This is a genomic window from Streptomyces lomondensis, assembly GCF_014651035.1.
Lineage (GTDB): Bacteria > Actinomycetota > Actinomycetes > Streptomycetales > Streptomycetaceae > Streptomyces > Streptomyces lomondensis.
This window is the reverse complement of sequence record NZ_BMWC01000011.1, coordinates 37280-52711: the sequence shown is the minus strand read 5'-3', so window position 1 is coordinate 52711 and position 15432 is coordinate 37280. Positions and strand designations below refer to the sequence as shown.

The window sequence follows — 15432 nt, the reverse complement described above, 5'->3', positions numbered from 1 at the left end:
AGAGCGGAGCCAAAGCCCCCGCCGCCCGATGGCGGATCTGTATACCGTCTGTAGAGAGCAGCCGTCACCGACTGTAGAGAGCAGCCGTCCCCGAACAGCACCCCATGAACCGCGGAGCGGGATGGCAGGCTTGGGGGCATGCGCAGACCCTCCGTCTTTCTCGCCGCGGCCCTTCTCGTGGGCGTCCTCGCCGTGCCCGCCTCAGCCGCCGACGGGGACGAGGAGTTCACGATCAAGGATCCGCGCATCACCGAGTCCAGCGGCCTGGCGGCCTCGCGGCAGCACCCCGGCATCTACTGGACGCACAACGACAGCGACGACGGGGCGTACCTGTACGCCGTCGACAGCGCGACGGGCGAGACGGTCGCGACGGTCACCATGACCGGCGTGGGCAGCCCACGTGACGTCGAGGCCATCTCCATCGGGCCCGGCAACCAGATCTACGTCGGCGACATCGGCGACAACCTCGGCGGCACCTGGCCGCACGTCTGGATCTACCGGCTGCCGGAGCCGAAGGAGCTGCGCGACCAGACGATCCGGGCCACGCAGTACGTCGTGAAGTACTCCGACGGCGCGCGGGACGCCGAGTCGCTCGTCGTGCACCCGAAGACCGGCCGGGTCTACATCGTCGACAAGAACGAGAAGGGCGGGCATCTCTACGAGGGCCCGGCCGACCTCTCCCCGTCCGGGACGAACGTCTTCCGGCCCGTCGCCGCCGTCCCCGACCTGGAGGCGACCGACGCCACGCTCTCCCCGGATGGCGAACACCTCGTCGTACGCAGCTATTTCGGCGCGATCGCGTACGACTGGAACGGCGGCGAGATCAAGCGGAAGGAGCGGCTCGGCGTGCCGTTCCTGGGGCAGGGCGAGTCCGTCACCTACACCGCCGACGGGATGAAGCTCATGTACGGCGCCGAGGGTGCCGACAGTCCCGTCGAGCCGCAGGACGCCCCCGGGGCCGACGGCTCCGACTCGCCCTCCGGCAACGGCGGTTCGGCCGCCTCGGACGGCGGCACCGGCGGCGACGGGCTGACCGGCAACCTCAAGACCGGCGCCATCGCCGCTGCCGCCGCCCTGGTCGTCCTGTTCGGCCTGCGGCGGCTGAGGCGGCGGGACTAGGGTCGCCCTTCCGAGGTATCCGGTTCCGAGGCCCGGCGCCGCGCCACCAGGACCTCCAGGCCGTCCAGGATCCGCTGGAGGCCGAACTCGAAGTGGTCGAAGTCGGATCCGAAGGCGTCCTCGGAGAGTGACGCCATGACCGGGTAGCGGCCCGAGGCCAGGACCTTCTCCAGGACCGGCACCTGCGCCTGCCAGAACTCGGCGTCCGTCAGGCCCGTGCGGCGCTCCGCCTCCTGCTCGTACAGCTGCGTGCGCGCGGCCCCGACGACGTATCCGTCGATCATGATGATCGCCGAGATCAGTTCGGGGTCGGTCAGCCCCATCGGGCGGATCCGGGTGAGGACCTTCTCCATGCCGTCGAGGGCGCTCGGGCCGAGGATCGGGCGGGACTGGTTGACCTGGAGCAGCCAGGGGTGGCGGCGGTAGAGGGCGAGGGTCTCGCGGCCCAGTGCCTCCAGGGCCGCGCGCCAGCCGCCGTCGCCGAGGGCGGCCGGGTCGCCGGAGGGGCGCTGGACCCGGTCCAGCATGAGGTCGAGCAGTTCGCCCTTGCCGGGGACGTACCGGTACAGCGACATGGTGCCGGTGCCGAGTTCGGCCGCGACGCGGCGCATGGAGAACCCCTCGAGGCCCTCGGCGTCCGCCACCTGGACGGCGGCTTCCACGATCCGGTCCAGGGTCAGGGTCGGCTTGGGACCCCGGCTGGGCCGCCGGCCGGTGTCCCACAGCAGTTCGAGGGTGCGGGCGATATCGCCGCTGCCGCTGGTCTCCGTACCGCCCGTGCCACTCGTGCCGCTCGTCATGGTGCCCAGCTTAAGTCCCCGCGCAAAAAACTGGGTACGGCGTACGCGTAATAGGGTACGCTGTACTCAGTTCGGTGCCGGGAGAGCACGGACACAGGGAGGGCGGCATGGACGGATACGCGGTGCGGGCCGAGGCGCTGGAGAAGAGGTACGGCGAGAAACGCGCCCTCGACGGCTTCGACCTGGCGGTGCGCGAGGGCACGGTGCACGGCCTGCTCGGGCCGAACGGCGCGGGCAAGACCACGGCGGTGCGCGTCCTGTCGACGCTGATCCGGCTGGACGGGGGCAGGGCGACGGTCGCCGGTCTCGACGTGGCCCGGCAGCCGCGCGGGGTGCGGGCCCGGATCGGGCTCACCGGCCAGTACGCGGCGGTGGACGAGGTGCTCACCGGCCGGCAGAACCTGGAGATGTTCGGCCGCCTGTTCCACCTGGGCGGCAGGCGCGCGAAGCTCCGGGCGGCCGAGCTGCTGGAGCAGTTCGACCTGACCGACGCCGCCGACCGGGGCGTCGGCAAGTACAGCGGCGGCATGCGGCGCCGCCTGGACCTGGCGGCGTCCATGATCCTCGCCCCGGCCGTCCTCTTCCTCGACGAGCCGACCACGGGCCTCGACCCGCGCAGCCGGGGTGAAGTCTGGGAGTCCGTCCGGGCGTTGGTGGCGGGCGGCACGACCGTGCTGCTGACCACGCAGTACCTGGAGGAGGCCGACAAGCTCGCCTCGCACATCACCGTCATCGACCAGGGGCGGGCCATCGCCGACGACACCCCGGACGGGCTGAAGAACCTGGTCGGCGGCGACCGCATCGAGGTCGTGGTCGCCGAGCGGTCCGAGATCCCGCAGGTGGTGAAGGTCGTCGCCCGGGTCGCGGACCGCGAACCCGAGGAGGACGACACCGAGTTGCGGGTGCACGCCCCGGTCACCGACCGGGTCACGGCGCTCACTGAGGTGGCGCGGACCCTCCAGGACGAGGGCGTCCGCGTCAAGGACATCGGGCTGCGCAGGCCGAGCCTCGACGACGTGTTCCTGCGCCTGACCGGACACCGGACCGAGAAGGAGGCCGCCGCATGAGCGCCGTCGACCTGGGCACGCCGGGCACGCGGAGCGGGGCGTACTGGCTGCTCGCCGACTGCTGGAACATCGTCCGCCGCGGCCTGACCCACTACCGGCGCCAGCCCGTCAACATCGCCTGGCAGCTCGGCTTCCCGATCCTGTCCGTGCTGCTCTACGGCTATGTCTTCGGCAGCGCGATGAAGGTGCCGGGCGGCGGGGACTACAAGGACTTCCTGATGCCGGGCATGTTCGCGATGACCATGGCGTTCGGCTTCATCAACACCGCGACGCTCGTGGTCTACGACTCCACCAAGGGCGTCATCGACCGCTTCCGCTCCATGCCGATGGCGTCCTCCGCGGTCGTGGCGGGGCGCGGGGTCACCGACCTGATCGTCGCCTGCGCCGAGTTGGCGATCATGATGCTCACCGCGCTCGCCATGGGCTGGCGACCGGACGGCGGCCTGGGCTTCCTCGGCGCGTTCGGGCTGCTGCTGTGGCTGCGCTTCTCGCTGATCTGGATCGGTGTGTGGCTCGGCCTGATCGTGCCCAACCCGGAGGCGGCGGGCGGCCTGTTCGCGGTCGCCTTCCCCTTCACGATGATCTCCAGCATCTTCGTCGCGCCGCAGCTCATGCCCGACTGGCTGGGCTGGGTGGCGGCCTGGAACCCGATCTCCTCCACGGCGGCGGCGACCCGCGAGCTGTTCGGCACGCCGGTCGGGGGCGGCGACTCCTGGGTGGAGCAGCACGCGCTGCTGATGGCCGGGGTGTGGCCGGTGATCCTGACGGCGGTCTTCCTGCCGCTCGCGGTACGGCGGTTCCAGAAGCTCAGCCGGTAGTACGCGGAGTCGCGCACCTCCCGGAGTCTTGACGTGCTCATGGTGCGTCAGTTCTCTGGGAGGTGCGCGGCGTTTATGGGAGCGCTCCCATTCGTTCCGGACGCCGCGCCTCCCCCGAGAGGAAGCAGCCACATGTTCCGCACTCTGCGCAGAGCGCTGTGTGTTGCCGCGGCACTCCTGTTACCGCTGGCGGGTGTGCAGTCGGCACACGCCGACGTGGACGCGAAGGCCGCCGGTGCCGGCTACTGGCACACCAGCGGCCGCCAGATCCTGGACGCGGCCGGGCAGCCGGTCCGTATCGCAGGCGTCAACTGGTTCGGCTTCGAGACCGCCAACCACGTCGTCCACGGCCTGTGGGCCCGCGACTACAAGAGCATGATCGACCAGATGAAGTCGCTGGGCTACAACACCATCCGGATGCCCTACAGCGACGACATCCTCAAGCCCGGCATGATGCCCGACAGCATCAGCTACGACGGCAAGAACACCGACCTGCGGGGCCTGACCTCGCTCCAGGTGCTCGACAGGATCGTGGCGTACGCCGGTCAGTCCGGCCTCAAGATCGTCCTTGACCGGCACCGCCCGGACGCGGCGGGCCAGTCGGCCCTCTGGTACACGAACGCGGTCCCCGAGTCGACGTGGATCACCAACCTCAAGGCGCTGGCGTCCCGTTACAAGGGCAACTCCACCGTGGTCGGCATCGACCTGCACAACGAGCCCCACGACCCCGCCTGCTGGGGCTGCGGCGACACCTCCCGCGACTGGCGCCTGGCCGCCCAGCGCGCGGGCAACGCGGTGCTCTCGGTCAACCCCGAGCTGCTGATCATGGTCGAGGGCGTGCAGTCGTACAACGGCGTGAACGGCTGGTGGGGCGGCAACCTCATGGGCGTGGCCCAGCACCCGGTCCGGCTGGACGTGGCGAACCGGCTGGTGTACTCGGCCCACGACTACGCCACGTCGGTGGCCCAGCAGCCCTGGTTCTCGGACCCGTCCTTCCCCGCCAACATGCCGGGCATCTGGGACAAGTACTGGGGTTACGTCTTCAAGCAGAACATCGCGCCGGTGTGGCTCGGTGAGTTCGGTACGACGCTCCAGCCGGCGGTGGACCGGAAGTGGCTGGCCGAGCTGGTGAAGTACCTGCGCTCGACCTCGGCGTACGGCGCCGACAGCTTCCACTGGACGTTCTGGTCCTGGAACCCCAACTCCGGTGACACCGGCGGCATCCTCAAGGACGACTGGCAGACCGTCGACACGGCCAAGGACGCCTACCTCGCGCCCATCAAGGCCCCGGCGTTCGCGACCGGCGACCCCGGCACCGACCCGGGCGGGCCTGGCGGCCCCGGCGGCGGCGCGGCCGCGTGCAGCGCCGCCTACACCGTCAGCAGCGACTGGGGCGGCGGCTTCAACGCCGAGGTGAAGGTGACCAACACGGGCACCGCTCCGCTGACGTCCTGGAAGGTGACGTGGACGTGGAGCGGCTCCCAGAAGGTCACGAGCATGTGGAACGCGTCGTACACGCAGAGCGGCGCGAGCGTCACGGCGGTGAACGCCGCGCACAACGGGAGCGTGCCGGTGGGTGGTTCGGCGAGCTTCGGATTCGGGGGTGCGCCCGGGGGCGGGGGTGCGCCGGGTGTGAGCTGCACGGCGACGTGACGCCGGCGTGACAGGGGCGCCCGGTGTGCTCCGGGCGCCCCCACCCGTAGGGTGGCCGATCATGGGTGGGGACTCGCAGAACCAGATGATCGCCGTCCCGGCCGGCCGGGTGACGCTGTCGGACCGGCGGACGCAGCGCAGCTGGCCGGTCGAGGTCACGCCGTTCCGCCTCTCGGCGTTCCCGGTCACCCAGGAGTGGTACGCCGAGGTCACCGGCGAGCGGCCGAGCACGGCCGGCGGCGACCGGCTGCCGGTGGAGGGCGTGTCCTGGTGGGACGCGGTCCGCTTCTGCAACGCCCTGTCCCGTCGAGCGGGCCTGGCCCCCGCGTATCACCTGCGGAGCGACAGCGAGACGCCCGACTGGGACACCTCCGCCGACGGATACCGGCTGCCGACGGAGGCCGAGTGGGAGCACGCCTGCCGCGCCGGCGGCACGGGCCCGCGCTACGGCCCCCTCGACGAGATCGCCTGGTACCGCGCCAACTCGGACGACAGGATCCACCCCGTGGGCGCCAAGCAGCCCAACGCCTGGGGCGTGTACGACATGCTGGGCAACGCCTGGGACTGGTGCTGGGACCTCTACGACCCCGAGGTCTACGGCAGCTACCGGGTGCTGCGCGGCGGCGGCTGGTCCGACGAGCACTGGAGCTGCCGCGCTTCGGTACGGCGCCGGAGCCATCCGACGTTCCGGATCGACGATGTGGGGTTCCGCGTGGCGCGCAACACGCCCTAGCCCTCCAGCCCCGCCCCCTCCAGCCCCTTCGTCCTCCCCCGGCCCACCTGGGTCCGCACCGCGCCCATGCTCGCCGCGATGACCAGGGCGATCGCCGCGGCCTGCGGGGTGGTGAGGGTCTGGTCGAGGAGGAGGAAGCCGGCCGTCGCGGCGATGGCCGGCTCCAGGCTCATCAGGATCGCGAAGGTGGAGGCGGGCATGCGGCGCAGGGCGAGGAGTTCGAGGGTGTAGGGCAGGACCGAGGAGAGCAGCGCCACCGCCGCGCCGAGGCCCAGCGTCACCGGGTCGGCCAGCTTCGCGCCCGACTCGGCGATGCCCAGGGGCAGGAAGAGCACCGCGCCCACCGCCATCGCCAGGGCCAGCCCGTCCGCCTGCGGGAAGCGGCGGCCCGTGCGGGCGCTGAAGATGATGTAGGCGGCCCACATGGCGCCCGCGCCCAGGGCGAAGGCCGCTCCTACGGGGTCGAGACCGCTGAAGTCTCCGCCGCCGAGGAGGAAGACGCCGGCGAGGGCCAGTGCCGCCCACACGACGTTGATCGCGCGGCGGGACGCCAGGACCGAGAGGGCGAGCGGGCCGAGGACCTCCAGGGTCACCGCGGGGCCCAGCGGGATACGGGCGACGGCCTGGTAGAAGAGGCCGTTCATCGCGGCCATGGTGATGCCGAAGACGACGACCGTGCCCCAGTCGGTGCGCGAGTGGCCGCGCAGCCGCGGGCGGCAGACCAGCAGCAGGACGACCGCCGCCACGAGCAGCCGCAGCGCCACCACCCCGAGGGCACCGGCCCGCGGCATCAGCGTCACCGCCAGCGCGCCGCCGAACTGCACCGAGATCCCGCCCGCGAGCACCAGGCCCAGGGGCCCGAGGGAGCCGAGCCGACCCGGACCGGTCGCCGGGGCGGGGGCGGCGGCGGTGGTCGCGGGCTGGGGTGAGGTGGCGCTGTCAGGGGTGGTCACGGGCGGTCCTGTACTCGGCTCGGCGCGGCTCGGCTTTGAGGCTGCTGGGTGCGTACACCGTCTTGCACGCGCATGTGCATCAAGGTGTACTGCCGAGTCCAGAGTAATGGACTGGGTCAGGCGCGTAAACCGTTTATGCCACTGTCTCGCGATGCGGGCTCCTCAGCGGCGCGCGAGGTACAGGTTCAGCGCCTTGTAGAGCAGCCGGTTGAGCGGGAAGTCCCATTCGCCGAGGTACTCGACGGCCTCGCCGCCGGTGCCCACCTTGAAGCGGAGCAGGCCCAGCAGGTGGCTGGACTCCTCCAGGGTGTCGGTGATGCCGCGCAGGTCGTAGACGGCGGCGCCGAGCTCGTGGGCGTCGCTCATCATGCGCCACTGCACGGCGCTGCTCGGCTGCACCTCGCGCCGGCGGCTGGTGGAGGCGCCGTAGGAGTACCAGACGTGGTCGCCGACGGTCAGCATGGTGGCGGCGGCGAGCACCTCGCCGTCGTGGTAGGCGAGGTAGAGCCGCATCCGGTCCGGGTGTTCGGCCGTGAGCGCGCTCCACATGCGCTGGAAGTACGGCAGCGGGCGCGGGACGAAACGGTCCCGCTCGGCGGTCTCGGTGTACAGCTCGTGGAAGGCCGGCAGGTCCTCGAAGCCGCCGCGCACGACCTTCACGCCGGCGTTCTCCGCCTTCTTGATGTTGCGCCGCCACTGCTGGTTCAGGCCGTTGTGGATGTCGTCCAGCGAGCGTCCGGCGAACGGCACCTGGAAGACGTACCGGGGCTGGCCCGCGGCGAAGCCGCCCTCGCCGCCGGCCTCGGTCTGCCGCCAGCCCATCCGGCGCAGGCTGTCCGCGACCTGGCCGGCGCGCGGTTCGTACGAGGTCGCCCGCACGTCCCGCAGCCGCCGGGCGGCCGGGTCCGCGATCGCCGCCTTGACCGCCTCGGCGCTCCAGCGGCGCACCACCACGGGCGGGCCCATCCGCACCGCGAAGGCGCCCTGCCGCCCCAGGTGCGCGACCATCGGCTCCAGCAGGCGCTCCAGGCCCGGCTCGTGCCAGTCGATCAGCGGGCCCTCGGGCAGGTAAGCGAGGTACCGACGCAGTCCCGGCAGTCGCGGGCCGGGCAGCGGGCGCAGCAGGACCAGTCCCGCGCCGACGAGCTGCCCGCCCTGGTCGAACCAGCCCAGGCTCTCCGCCCGCCAGTCGGGCTTCACCTCGCCCCAGGACGGGACCTGCGTGTGGCTGGCGGAGGGGCGGGCCGAGACGAACGCCAGGTGCTCGTCGCGGGTGATGGGCTGGACGCGGACGCTCATGCGCGGGCTCCTTCGAGCAGCGGCCCTCGACGGGCAGTGGCTGGTCCCGTGAGCCTAGGAGCGGCCCCGGCCCTTCCCCGGCTCAGACACTCGGGTCCGCCCGCCGCGTGGCCCGAACGCCTCAAGCGGGTCCGGCCTCGCCGGCCCGGAGAACGGCCACGCCCGTGGCCGCGTCATCTCTCATCCCCCGCCCCCTCCAGCCCCTCCGCCAGCACCTCCGCCAGATGCCTCCCCCGCACCCCCGCCAGCTGCCCCAGCTGCGTGCGGCAGGAGAAGCCGTCCGCCAGGACGACCGTCCCGTCCGGGGCGTTTCGTACGGACGGCAGGAGCTGTTCCTCCGCGCACGCCGTGGACACCTCGTAGTGGCCCTTCTCGAAGCCGAAGTTGCCCGCGAGGCCGCAGCAGCCGCCGCTCAGTTCGCCGGTGAGGCCTGCGGCCGCGCGCAGGCGGCGGTCGGGCGCGTCGCCGAGGACCGCGTGCTGGTGGCAGTGGGTCTGGCCGGCCACCGGGCGGTCCAGGCGGGGCGGCGTCCAGCCCGGGGCGTGGCGCTCCAGGGTCTCCGCGAAGGTGAGGACCTTCGCGGCCAGGCGGGCCGCGCGCGGGTCGTCGTGCAGCAGCTCGGGGACGTCCGTGCGCAGGGCCGCGGCACAGCTCGGCTCCAGGACCACGACCGGGGCGTCGGTGTCCAGGACCGGTTCCATGAGGTCGAGCGTGCGGCGCAGGACCGCGCGGGCGCGGTCGAGCTGGCCCGTCGACACGTACGTCAGACCGCAGCAGACCCGGCCCCGGCCCCGGAGCAGGGACAGCGGGTCGAGGGCGACCGTCCTGCCGTCGCCCACCGGGGGTTTCTCCAGACGCACGGTCGGCGGGAGCGCCACCCGCAGCCCGGCCGCCTCCAGCACCCGTACGGCCGCCCGCCCCACCGAGGGCGAAAGGTGCTCGGTGAAGGTGTCCGGCCAGAGGATCACCAGGTCGCCGTCCGCGGTGGCCCGGTGTGCGCGCCGTCGCTCCCACCACCGGCTGAACGTCCGTGCCGCCAGCCGTGGAATCTCCCGCTCTGGCGCGATCCCGCCCAGCCGCTTCGCCGCCCAGGCGAACGGCCGGACGCGAGCGAGGGCGTTGACCAGGGGCGCCGTGCGCGTACGCGCCACCGCCCGGAGCCACACCGGCAGCCACCCCATCGCGTAGTGCGCGGCGGGCCGGCGCCGCCCGGCGTAATGGTGGTGCAGGAACTCCGCCTTGTACGTGGCCATGTCGACCCCGACCGGGCAGTCCGAGCGGCAGCCCTTGCAGGACAGGCACAGATCCAGCGCGTCCCGCACCTCGGCCGAGCGCCAGCCGTCGGTCACCACCTCACCGGCGAGCATCTCGTGCAGCAGCCGGGCACGCCCGCGCGTGGAGTGCTCCTCCGCGCCGGTCGCCCGGAAGGACGGGCACATGACGGCGGAGCCGGACACCGACGCCGTACGGCACTTGGCGACGCCCACGCAGCGCCGCACCGCCGCCGAGAAGTCACCGCCGTCGGAGGGATAGCCGAAGGCCACGTCGACGGGCTCGCGCGGCAGGACGGAGAAGCGGAGGCCGGTGTCCAGGGGCGCGGGGCGCACGAGCATCCCGGGGTTGAGCAGGTCGTCCGGGTCCCACACGCCCTTCACCCGCTCGAACAGGCCCACCAGCTCCGCGCCGTACATCCTGGGCAGCAGCTCCGCCCGCGCCTGCCCGTCCCCGTGCTCCCCGGACAGCGACCCGCCGTGCGCCACCACCAGCTCGGCGAGCTCCTCCGAGAAGCGGCGGAAACGGGCGACACCGGCCTCGGTCAGCAGGTCGAAGTCGATCCGGACGTGGACGCAGCCCTCCCCGAAGTGCCCGTACGGTGTGCCGCGCAGCCCGTGCGCGCCGAGCAGCGCCCGGAAGTCCCGCAGATACGCCCCGAGCCGGGCGGGCGGCACCGCGCAGTCCTCCCACCCCGGCCACGCCTCTCTCCCGTCGGGCATGCGCGTCGCCGTACCGGCCGCGTCCTCCCGGATCCGCCACAGCGCGCGCTGCCCTGCCGGGTCCGTGACGATCAGGGATTCCACGACGTCGGCCGTCCGCACGATCGCCTCCGCACGCGCGCGTGCCTCCCCGGCCGACTCCCCGCCGGTCTCCACGAACAGCCAGGCGCCGCCCCGCGGCAGCGCGGCCGCCGAGGGCACCAGGTCCGCCGCCATGCCCTCCACCGTCAACGGGCCGAGCGGCAGCAGCCCGGCAGCGGCCTCCGCCGCCGCGCTCTCGTCGGCGTACGCCAGCACCGCCAGGGCACGCGCGCGTGGCGCCTCGACCAGCCGTACCACCGCCTCCGTCAGCACGCCGAGCGTGCCCTCGGAACCGCAGAAGGACCGGGCCACGTCGGCGCCCCGCTCGGGCAGCAGGGCGTCCAGCGCGTACCCGGAGATACGGCGGGGCAGCTCCGGGAAGCCCGTGCGCAGCCGGGCCAGCTCGCCCTCCACCAGTGCTCGCAGCCCGTCCGGCGCCCCGGCCCAGCCCTGCCCGGGCCGCAGCCGCTCCCCGCGCGCGGTGACGACGTCCAGCTCGCGCACACTGTCCGCGGTCGTCCCCCACGCCACCGAGTGCGCGCCGCACGCGTTGTTGCCGATCATGCCGCCGAGCGTGCACCGGCTGTGGGTGGAGGGGTCGGGCCCGAACCGCAGCCCGTGCGGGGCGGCGGCCTCCTGGAGCCGGTCGAGCACCAGCCCCGGCTGCACGACGGCCGTCCGCGCCCCGGGATCCAGGGCGACCAGCCGGTTCATGTACCGGGTGAAGTCCAGCACGACACCGGCGCCGGTGGCCTGCCCCGCGATGGACGTGCCCCCGCCGCGGGCGACCACGGGCACGCCGTGTTCCCGGCAGACGGCCAGCACGGCGGCCACGTCGTCGGCGTCCACCGGGGCGACGACCCCGTGCGGGACCCGCCGGTAGTTGGACGCGTCCATGGTGACCAGCGCGCGGTCCATGACACCGAACCCCACGTCACCGCGGACGGCCGCGCGCAACTCGCCCTCGAGGGCCGTCAGGTCCCGGCCGTGCTGAAGATCCGTCATGCCTCCAGCATGCACGCGACCACTGACAGTAACGACCCCGCGGCCGTCGGCCCGGCCCACCACCGTCCCTATCGCGTCTCACCCGACGGACGACGTTTCGCCCGCGTTTCCGTGAACGGCTACGCTCCCCTCCGTGGCTGAGATCCAGATTCCCTCTGACATCAAGCCCGCGGACGGACGTTTCGGCGCGGGTCCCTCCAAGGTGCGGACGGAGGCGCTGGACGCCCTCGCCGCCACCGGCACCTCCCTCATGGGCACCTCCCACCGCCAGGCACCCGTCAAGAACCTGGTCGGCCAGGTCCGCGAGGGCATCAGCGAGCTGTTCCAGCTCCCCGACGGCTACGAGGTGATCCTCGGCAACGGCGGCTCCACCGCGTTCTGGGACATCGCGACCCACGGCCTGATCGAGAACAGGTCGCAGCACCTCAGCTTCGGCGAGTTCTCCTCGAAGTTCGCCAAGGCTGCCAAGCTCGCCCCGTGGCTGGCCGACCCGGACGTCATCTCCGCCGACCCGGGCACGCACCCGGAGGCGGTCGCCGAGGCGGGCGTGGACGTCTACGCCCTCACCCACAACGAGACCTCCACCGGTGTCGCCATGCCGATCAAGCGCGTGGCCGGTGCCGACGAGGGCGCCCTGGTGCTCGTGGACGCCACCTCGGGCGCCGGCGGCCTGCCCGTCGACATCAGCGAGACCGACGTCTACTACTTCGCCCCGCAGAAGTCCTTCGCCTCCGACGGCGGCCTGTGGATCGGCGTGTTCTCCCCGGCCGCGATCGAGCGCGCCGAGCGGATCCACGCCTCCGGCCGTCACATCCCGGAGTTCTTCTCGCTCCCGACGGCGATCGACAACTCCCGCAAGAACCAGACGTACAACACCCCGGCCCTCGCCACGCTCTTCCTGCTGAACCAGCAGCTGGAGTGGCTCAACGGCCAGGGCGGCCTGGACTGGTCGGTCCGCCGCACGGCCACCTCCGCGCGCACCCTGTACGGCTGGGCCGAGGACAGCAAGTACGCCAACCCGTTCGTCACCGACCCGGCCAAGCGCTCGCAGGTCATCGGCACGATCGACTTCACGGACGAGGTCGACGCCGCCGCCGTCGCCAAGGTCCTGCGCGCCAACGGCATCGTCGACACCGAGCCCTACCGCAAGCTCGGCCGCAACCAGCTGCGCGTCGCGATGTTCCCGGCGATCGACCCGGCGGACATCGAGGCGCTCACCAAGTGCGTCGACTACGTGATCGAGAAGCTCTGACCCTTCTCGCGTACGTGACCGAGGGCGCCCCGCGTGTGCGGGGCGCCCTCGCTCGTACTCAGGCGGCCGCGTCCCCGCCGTCTCAGGCGGCCGCGCCCCCGCCGAACACCTCGACCAGCCGCGTCAGGCTGTCCTCTTCGTAGCCCTCCGCCGCCCCGCGCCGGAACGTCTCCAGCACCGCGGCGGGCAGCGCCGGGTCCACGCCCGAGTCGCGCGTCGTGTGCACGACGTGGTCCAGGCTCGCCACGGCCATCGAGATCCGCTCGACGTCACCGGAGTGCCGCCCCGCCTCGATCCGCGGCGTGTAGAAGTCGAGGAACTGGCCCATCCCGCCCAGCGTCCCGGCCGCGTACGGCGTGATCTCGGAGGGCTTGATGCCGTTCGCGTCCGCCAGCGCCAGCATGTGCAGCCAGGCGGTCAGGGTGGTCCAGAAGAGGTCCATCTGGAGCTGGTAGTAGAGCGCGGCCAGACCCGGGTCCTCGCCCCGGTAGTCGGTGCCCGTGAGGACCTTCAGAACGTCCTCGTACCGCTCGAAGAGGTCGCGCGGGCCGCTGTAGAAGGTGTCGAACTCCGGCGAGCCGATGCCGGACGGCGGTGTCTGGACCCCGCCGGTGAGATGGCGTGCCCCGTGCCGCGCCGCCCAGACCGCCCCCGCGCGGGTGTTCTCCGGGGTGTCCGAGCTGAGGTTGACCAGGACGCGGCCCTCCAGTGCCGCGGCGGCGGGTTCCAGGACGGCGTACATCGCGGCATAGCCGGTCAGGCTCAGCACGACCACCTCGTTCGCCGCCAGCGCCTCCTCGACGGTGGCGGCACGCACCGCGCCCCTGGCCACCAACTCGTCGGCGCGGCTCGCGGTGCGGTTCCACACGGTGACCCGGTAGCCGGCGTCCAGGTAGGCACCGCCCATGGCCCGGCCCATGGGCCCGAGCCCGATGACGGTCACGGAAGTACTCATGGAGATCCCCCTCAGATACTGGGACTAGAGCGAACGCTCTATCCAGTGAGGAACCTAGCACAGCGGCTAGAGCGATCGTTCTAGCTCGGTAGAGTGGCGGGGTGAAGACCAAGGCCCCGCACGACCTCGACACCGCCGGCACCCGCGAGCGGATCGTCCGTACGGCGTCCCGCCTGATGCAGCGCCAGGGCTACGAGGGCACCGGCATCAAGCAGATCTCCCGCGAGGCCGGGGCGACGCTCGGCTCCCTCTACCACTTCTTCCCGGGCGGCAAGCAGGAGCTCGGCACGGCCGCCGTACGACTCGGCGACGAGGAGTTCACCGAACTGCTGCGCGAGACGCTCGACGCGGAGCCGGAACCCGAGAAGGCCCTGCTCGCTCTCACCGCCTCCCTCGCCCAGGGTCTGCGCGACTCCGACTGGCTCGACGGTTGCCCGGTCACCTCCATGGTCGTGGGCACGGCGACCAGCGCCCCCGGCATCCAGCAGGCGGCGGCCGAGGCGTTCACGCGCTGGCGGGGCGTGGTCGCCGGGAAGCTGGTCGCCGCCGGGTTCTCCGAGACCGACGCCGACGAGCTGGCCCACACGGTGATCGCCACCCTGGAGGGCGCCGAGCTGGCGGCCCAGGTCGCCCGCAGCGGGACACCGCTGGAGGTGGCGGGGCGGCATCTGGCCAGGCTGGTCGCGTCGTATCGGTGATCGGGCGCCCCTGGTGATCGGGCGCCCTCTGGTGGCCGGTCCTCGGCGCACCAGGGTCCCGCGTACCGCGATCCCGTAATGCACCCTCAGCCGGTGCTAATTTCATGCAAGCACGCTTGATTGTTTCTGGCCCCGCTGTCATGCTCCTCAGCACGCCGCACCACCCCCCACCACCCCGCACACCGCCGTGCCCCGAGGGGAGCGCCCGTGTCCGATCCGACGTCCGTGATCGACGACCTGCGCGAGGAGAGCGAGGAACTCGACCGCCTCGTGGCCGGGTCGAGCACACCGCGCTGGGCGCTCGCGACGCCCGCGCCCGGCTGGACCGTGGCCCACCAGATCGCCCACCTCGCCTGGACGGACCGCTCGGCCCTGCTCGCCGTCACGGACGCCGACGGCTTCCGCGCCCTGGTCGAGAAGGCGCTCGCCGCGCCGGGCTCGTTCGTCGACGAGGGCGCCGAGGAGGACGCGGGGCTCCCGCCCGACGAACTGCTCGCACGGTGGCGCGCGGGCCGTGCGGCACTGGAGGAAGCCCTGCGGGCCGCACCGCCCAAGGCGCGCTTCCCCTGGTACGGCCCGCCCATGTCGGCCGCCTCCATGGCGACGGCCCGTCTGATGGAGACCTGGGCCCATGGGCAGGATGTGGCCGACGCCCTGGGTGTGGTGCGCACCCCCACCGACCGGCTGCGGCATGTGGCCTGGCTCGGGGTGCGGACCCGGGACTTCGCCTACGGTGTGCACGGACTGAATCCGCCCGCCGACCCCTTCCGTGTCGAACTCCGCGCGCCCTCCGGCGACCTGTAAACCTACGGCCCCGACGACGCGCCGCAGCGCGTCACCGGACCCGCCCTCGACTTCTGCCTCCTGGTCACCCAGCGTGCCCACCGCGCCGACCTCGCCCTGCGCGCCGACGGCGGTGACGCCGACCGCTGGCTGGACATCGCGCAGGCCTTCGCGGGACCACCGGGCGGCGGACGCCCGCCGAAGGGGGCCACCTCGTGACGG

The 15432-nt window shown here is 72.7% G+C and carries 12 protein-coding genes and 1 pseudogene; 8 read left to right on the top strand and 5 right to left on the bottom strand.

The genetic code is table 11. From position 1 onward, the window contains the following. Positions 1–138: 138 nt before the first annotated feature. Positions 139–1119: a WD40 repeat domain-containing protein gene (locus IE255_RS30335; protein WP_190053590.1), complete on the top strand. Its 981-nt coding sequence runs from the start codon at positions 139–141 to the stop codon at positions 1117–1119. Here IE255_RS30335 and IE255_RS30330 read toward each other — a convergent pair. After that, the gene (locus IE255_RS30330) at positions 1116–1919 is read right to left on the bottom strand and encodes a TetR/AcrR family transcriptional regulator (RefSeq protein ID WP_190053589.1); all 804 of its coding nucleotides are present in this window, start codon (positions 1917–1919) and stop codon (positions 1116–1118) included. The two genes, IE255_RS30335 and IE255_RS30330, sit on opposite strands and share 4 nt — an antisense overlap. A 107-nt stretch (positions 1920–2026) precedes the next feature. Here IE255_RS30330 and IE255_RS30325 point away from each other — a divergent pair, with 107 nt between their 5' ends. The 4 genes from IE255_RS30325 to IE255_RS30310 all read left to right on the top strand — a co-directional run bounded on the left by IE255_RS30325 (position 2027) and on the right by IE255_RS30310 (position 6190). Continuing rightward, a complete protein-coding gene (locus tag IE255_RS30325; protein WP_190053588.1) occupies positions 2027–2986 on the top strand; it encodes an ATP-binding cassette domain-containing protein in 960 nt (319 codons plus the stop codon). Beyond that, positions 2983–3804, top strand: a complete 822-nt coding sequence (locus IE255_RS30320; protein WP_190053587.1) for an ABC transporter permease — start codon at positions 2983–2985, stop codon at positions 3802–3804. Before IE255_RS30325 ends, IE255_RS30320 begins: the two co-directional genes overlap by 4 nt. A gap of 132 nt (positions 3805–3936) precedes the next feature. Next, complete coding sequence (locus IE255_RS30315) at positions 3937–5457, top strand: cellulase family glycosylhydrolase (RefSeq protein ID WP_190053586.1); 1521 nt, start codon at positions 3937–3939, stop codon at positions 5455–5457. A gap of 61 nt (positions 5458–5518) precedes the next feature. Continuing rightward, positions 5519–6190, top strand: a complete 672-nt coding sequence (locus IE255_RS30310) for a formylglycine-generating enzyme family protein (protein WP_190053585.1) — start codon at positions 5519–5521, stop codon at positions 6188–6190. Here the strand turns inward: IE255_RS30310 and IE255_RS30305 are convergent. The 3 genes from IE255_RS30305 to IE255_RS30295 form a co-directional block, all read right to left on the bottom strand. Next, the gene (locus IE255_RS30305; RefSeq protein WP_190053584.1) at positions 6187–7143 is read right to left on the bottom strand and encodes an EamA family transporter; all 957 of its coding nucleotides are present in this window, start codon (positions 7141–7143) and stop codon (positions 6187–6189) included. The genes IE255_RS30310 and IE255_RS30305 overlap by 4 nt on opposite strands. A 162-nt stretch (positions 7144–7305) precedes the next feature. Next, positions 7306–8442 carry a lipid II:glycine glycyltransferase FemX gene (locus tag IE255_RS30300; RefSeq protein ID WP_190053583.1) on the bottom strand — a complete coding sequence of 379 codons (1137 nt, stop codon included), beginning with the start codon at positions 8440–8442 and terminating at the stop codon, positions 7306–7308. Between the two features lie 173 nt (positions 8443–8615). Then, positions 8616–11522 (bottom strand): FAD-binding and (Fe-S)-binding domain-containing protein, encoded by a 2907-nt coding sequence (locus IE255_RS30295; protein WP_229906649.1) that lies wholly within the window; start codon positions 11520–11522, stop codon positions 8616–8618. Positions 11523–11655: 133 nt separating this feature from the next. Between IE255_RS30295 and serC the strand changes: the two genes are divergently transcribed. Then, positions 11656–12774, top strand: a complete 1119-nt coding sequence (serC, locus tag IE255_RS30290) for a phosphoserine transaminase (protein WP_190053582.1) — start codon at positions 11656–11658, stop codon at positions 12772–12774. 82 nt (positions 12775–12856) lie between these two features. Here serC and IE255_RS30285 read toward each other — a convergent pair whose 3' ends face one another. Next, the gene (locus tag IE255_RS30285) at positions 12857–13729 is read right to left on the bottom strand and encodes an NAD(P)-dependent oxidoreductase (protein WP_190053581.1); all 873 of its coding nucleotides are present in this window, start codon (positions 13727–13729) and stop codon (positions 12857–12859) included. Between the two features lie 101 nt (positions 13730–13830). Between IE255_RS30285 and IE255_RS30280 the strand changes: the two genes are divergently transcribed. Together IE255_RS30280 and IE255_RS30275 are read left to right on the top strand one after the other, a co-directional pair. Beyond that, complete coding sequence (locus IE255_RS30280; protein ID WP_190053580.1) at positions 13831–14427, top strand: TetR/AcrR family transcriptional regulator; 597 nt, start codon at positions 13831–13833, stop codon at positions 14425–14427. 207 nt (positions 14428–14634) lie between these two features. Continuing rightward, positions 14635–15429, top strand: a pseudogene (locus IE255_RS30275) (TIGR03084 family metal-binding protein). Positions 15430–15432: the final 3 nt, after the last annotated feature.

Bases quoted from the DNA above. Each gene is read 5' to 3' on its own strand.
- IE255_RS30330 (WP_190053589.1), bottom strand. From the start codon at position 1,919: ATGACGAGCGGCACGAGTGGCACGGGCGGTACGGAGACCAGCGGCAGC.
- IE255_RS30310 (WP_190053585.1), top strand. From the start codon at position 5,519: ATGGGTGGGGACTCGCAGAACCAGATGATCGCCGTCCCGGCCGGCCGG.
- IE255_RS30335 (WP_190053590.1), top strand. From the start codon at position 139: ATGCGCAGACCCTCCGTCTTTCTCGCCGCGGCCCTTCTCGTGGGCGTC.
- IE255_RS30315 (WP_190053586.1), top strand. From the start codon at position 3,937: ATGTTCCGCACTCTGCGCAGAGCGCTGTGTGTTGCCGCGGCACTCCTG.
- IE255_RS30325 (WP_190053588.1), top strand. From the start codon at position 2,027: ATGGACGGATACGCGGTGCGGGCCGAGGCGCTGGAGAAGAGGTACGGC.
- IE255_RS30300 (WP_190053583.1), bottom strand. From the start codon at position 8,442: ATGAGCGTCCGCGTCCAGCCCATCACCCGCGACGAGCACCTGGCGTTC.
- IE255_RS30320 (WP_190053587.1), top strand. From the start codon at position 2,983: ATGAGCGCCGTCGACCTGGGCACGCCGGGCACGCGGAGCGGGGCGTAC.
- IE255_RS30285 (WP_190053581.1), bottom strand. From the start codon at position 13,729: ATGAGTACTTCCGTGACCGTCATCGGGCTCGGGCCCATGGGCCGGGCC.
- IE255_RS30295 (WP_229906649.1), bottom strand. From the start codon at position 11,522: ATGACGGATCTTCAGCACGGCCGGGACCTGACGGCCCTCGAGGGCGAG.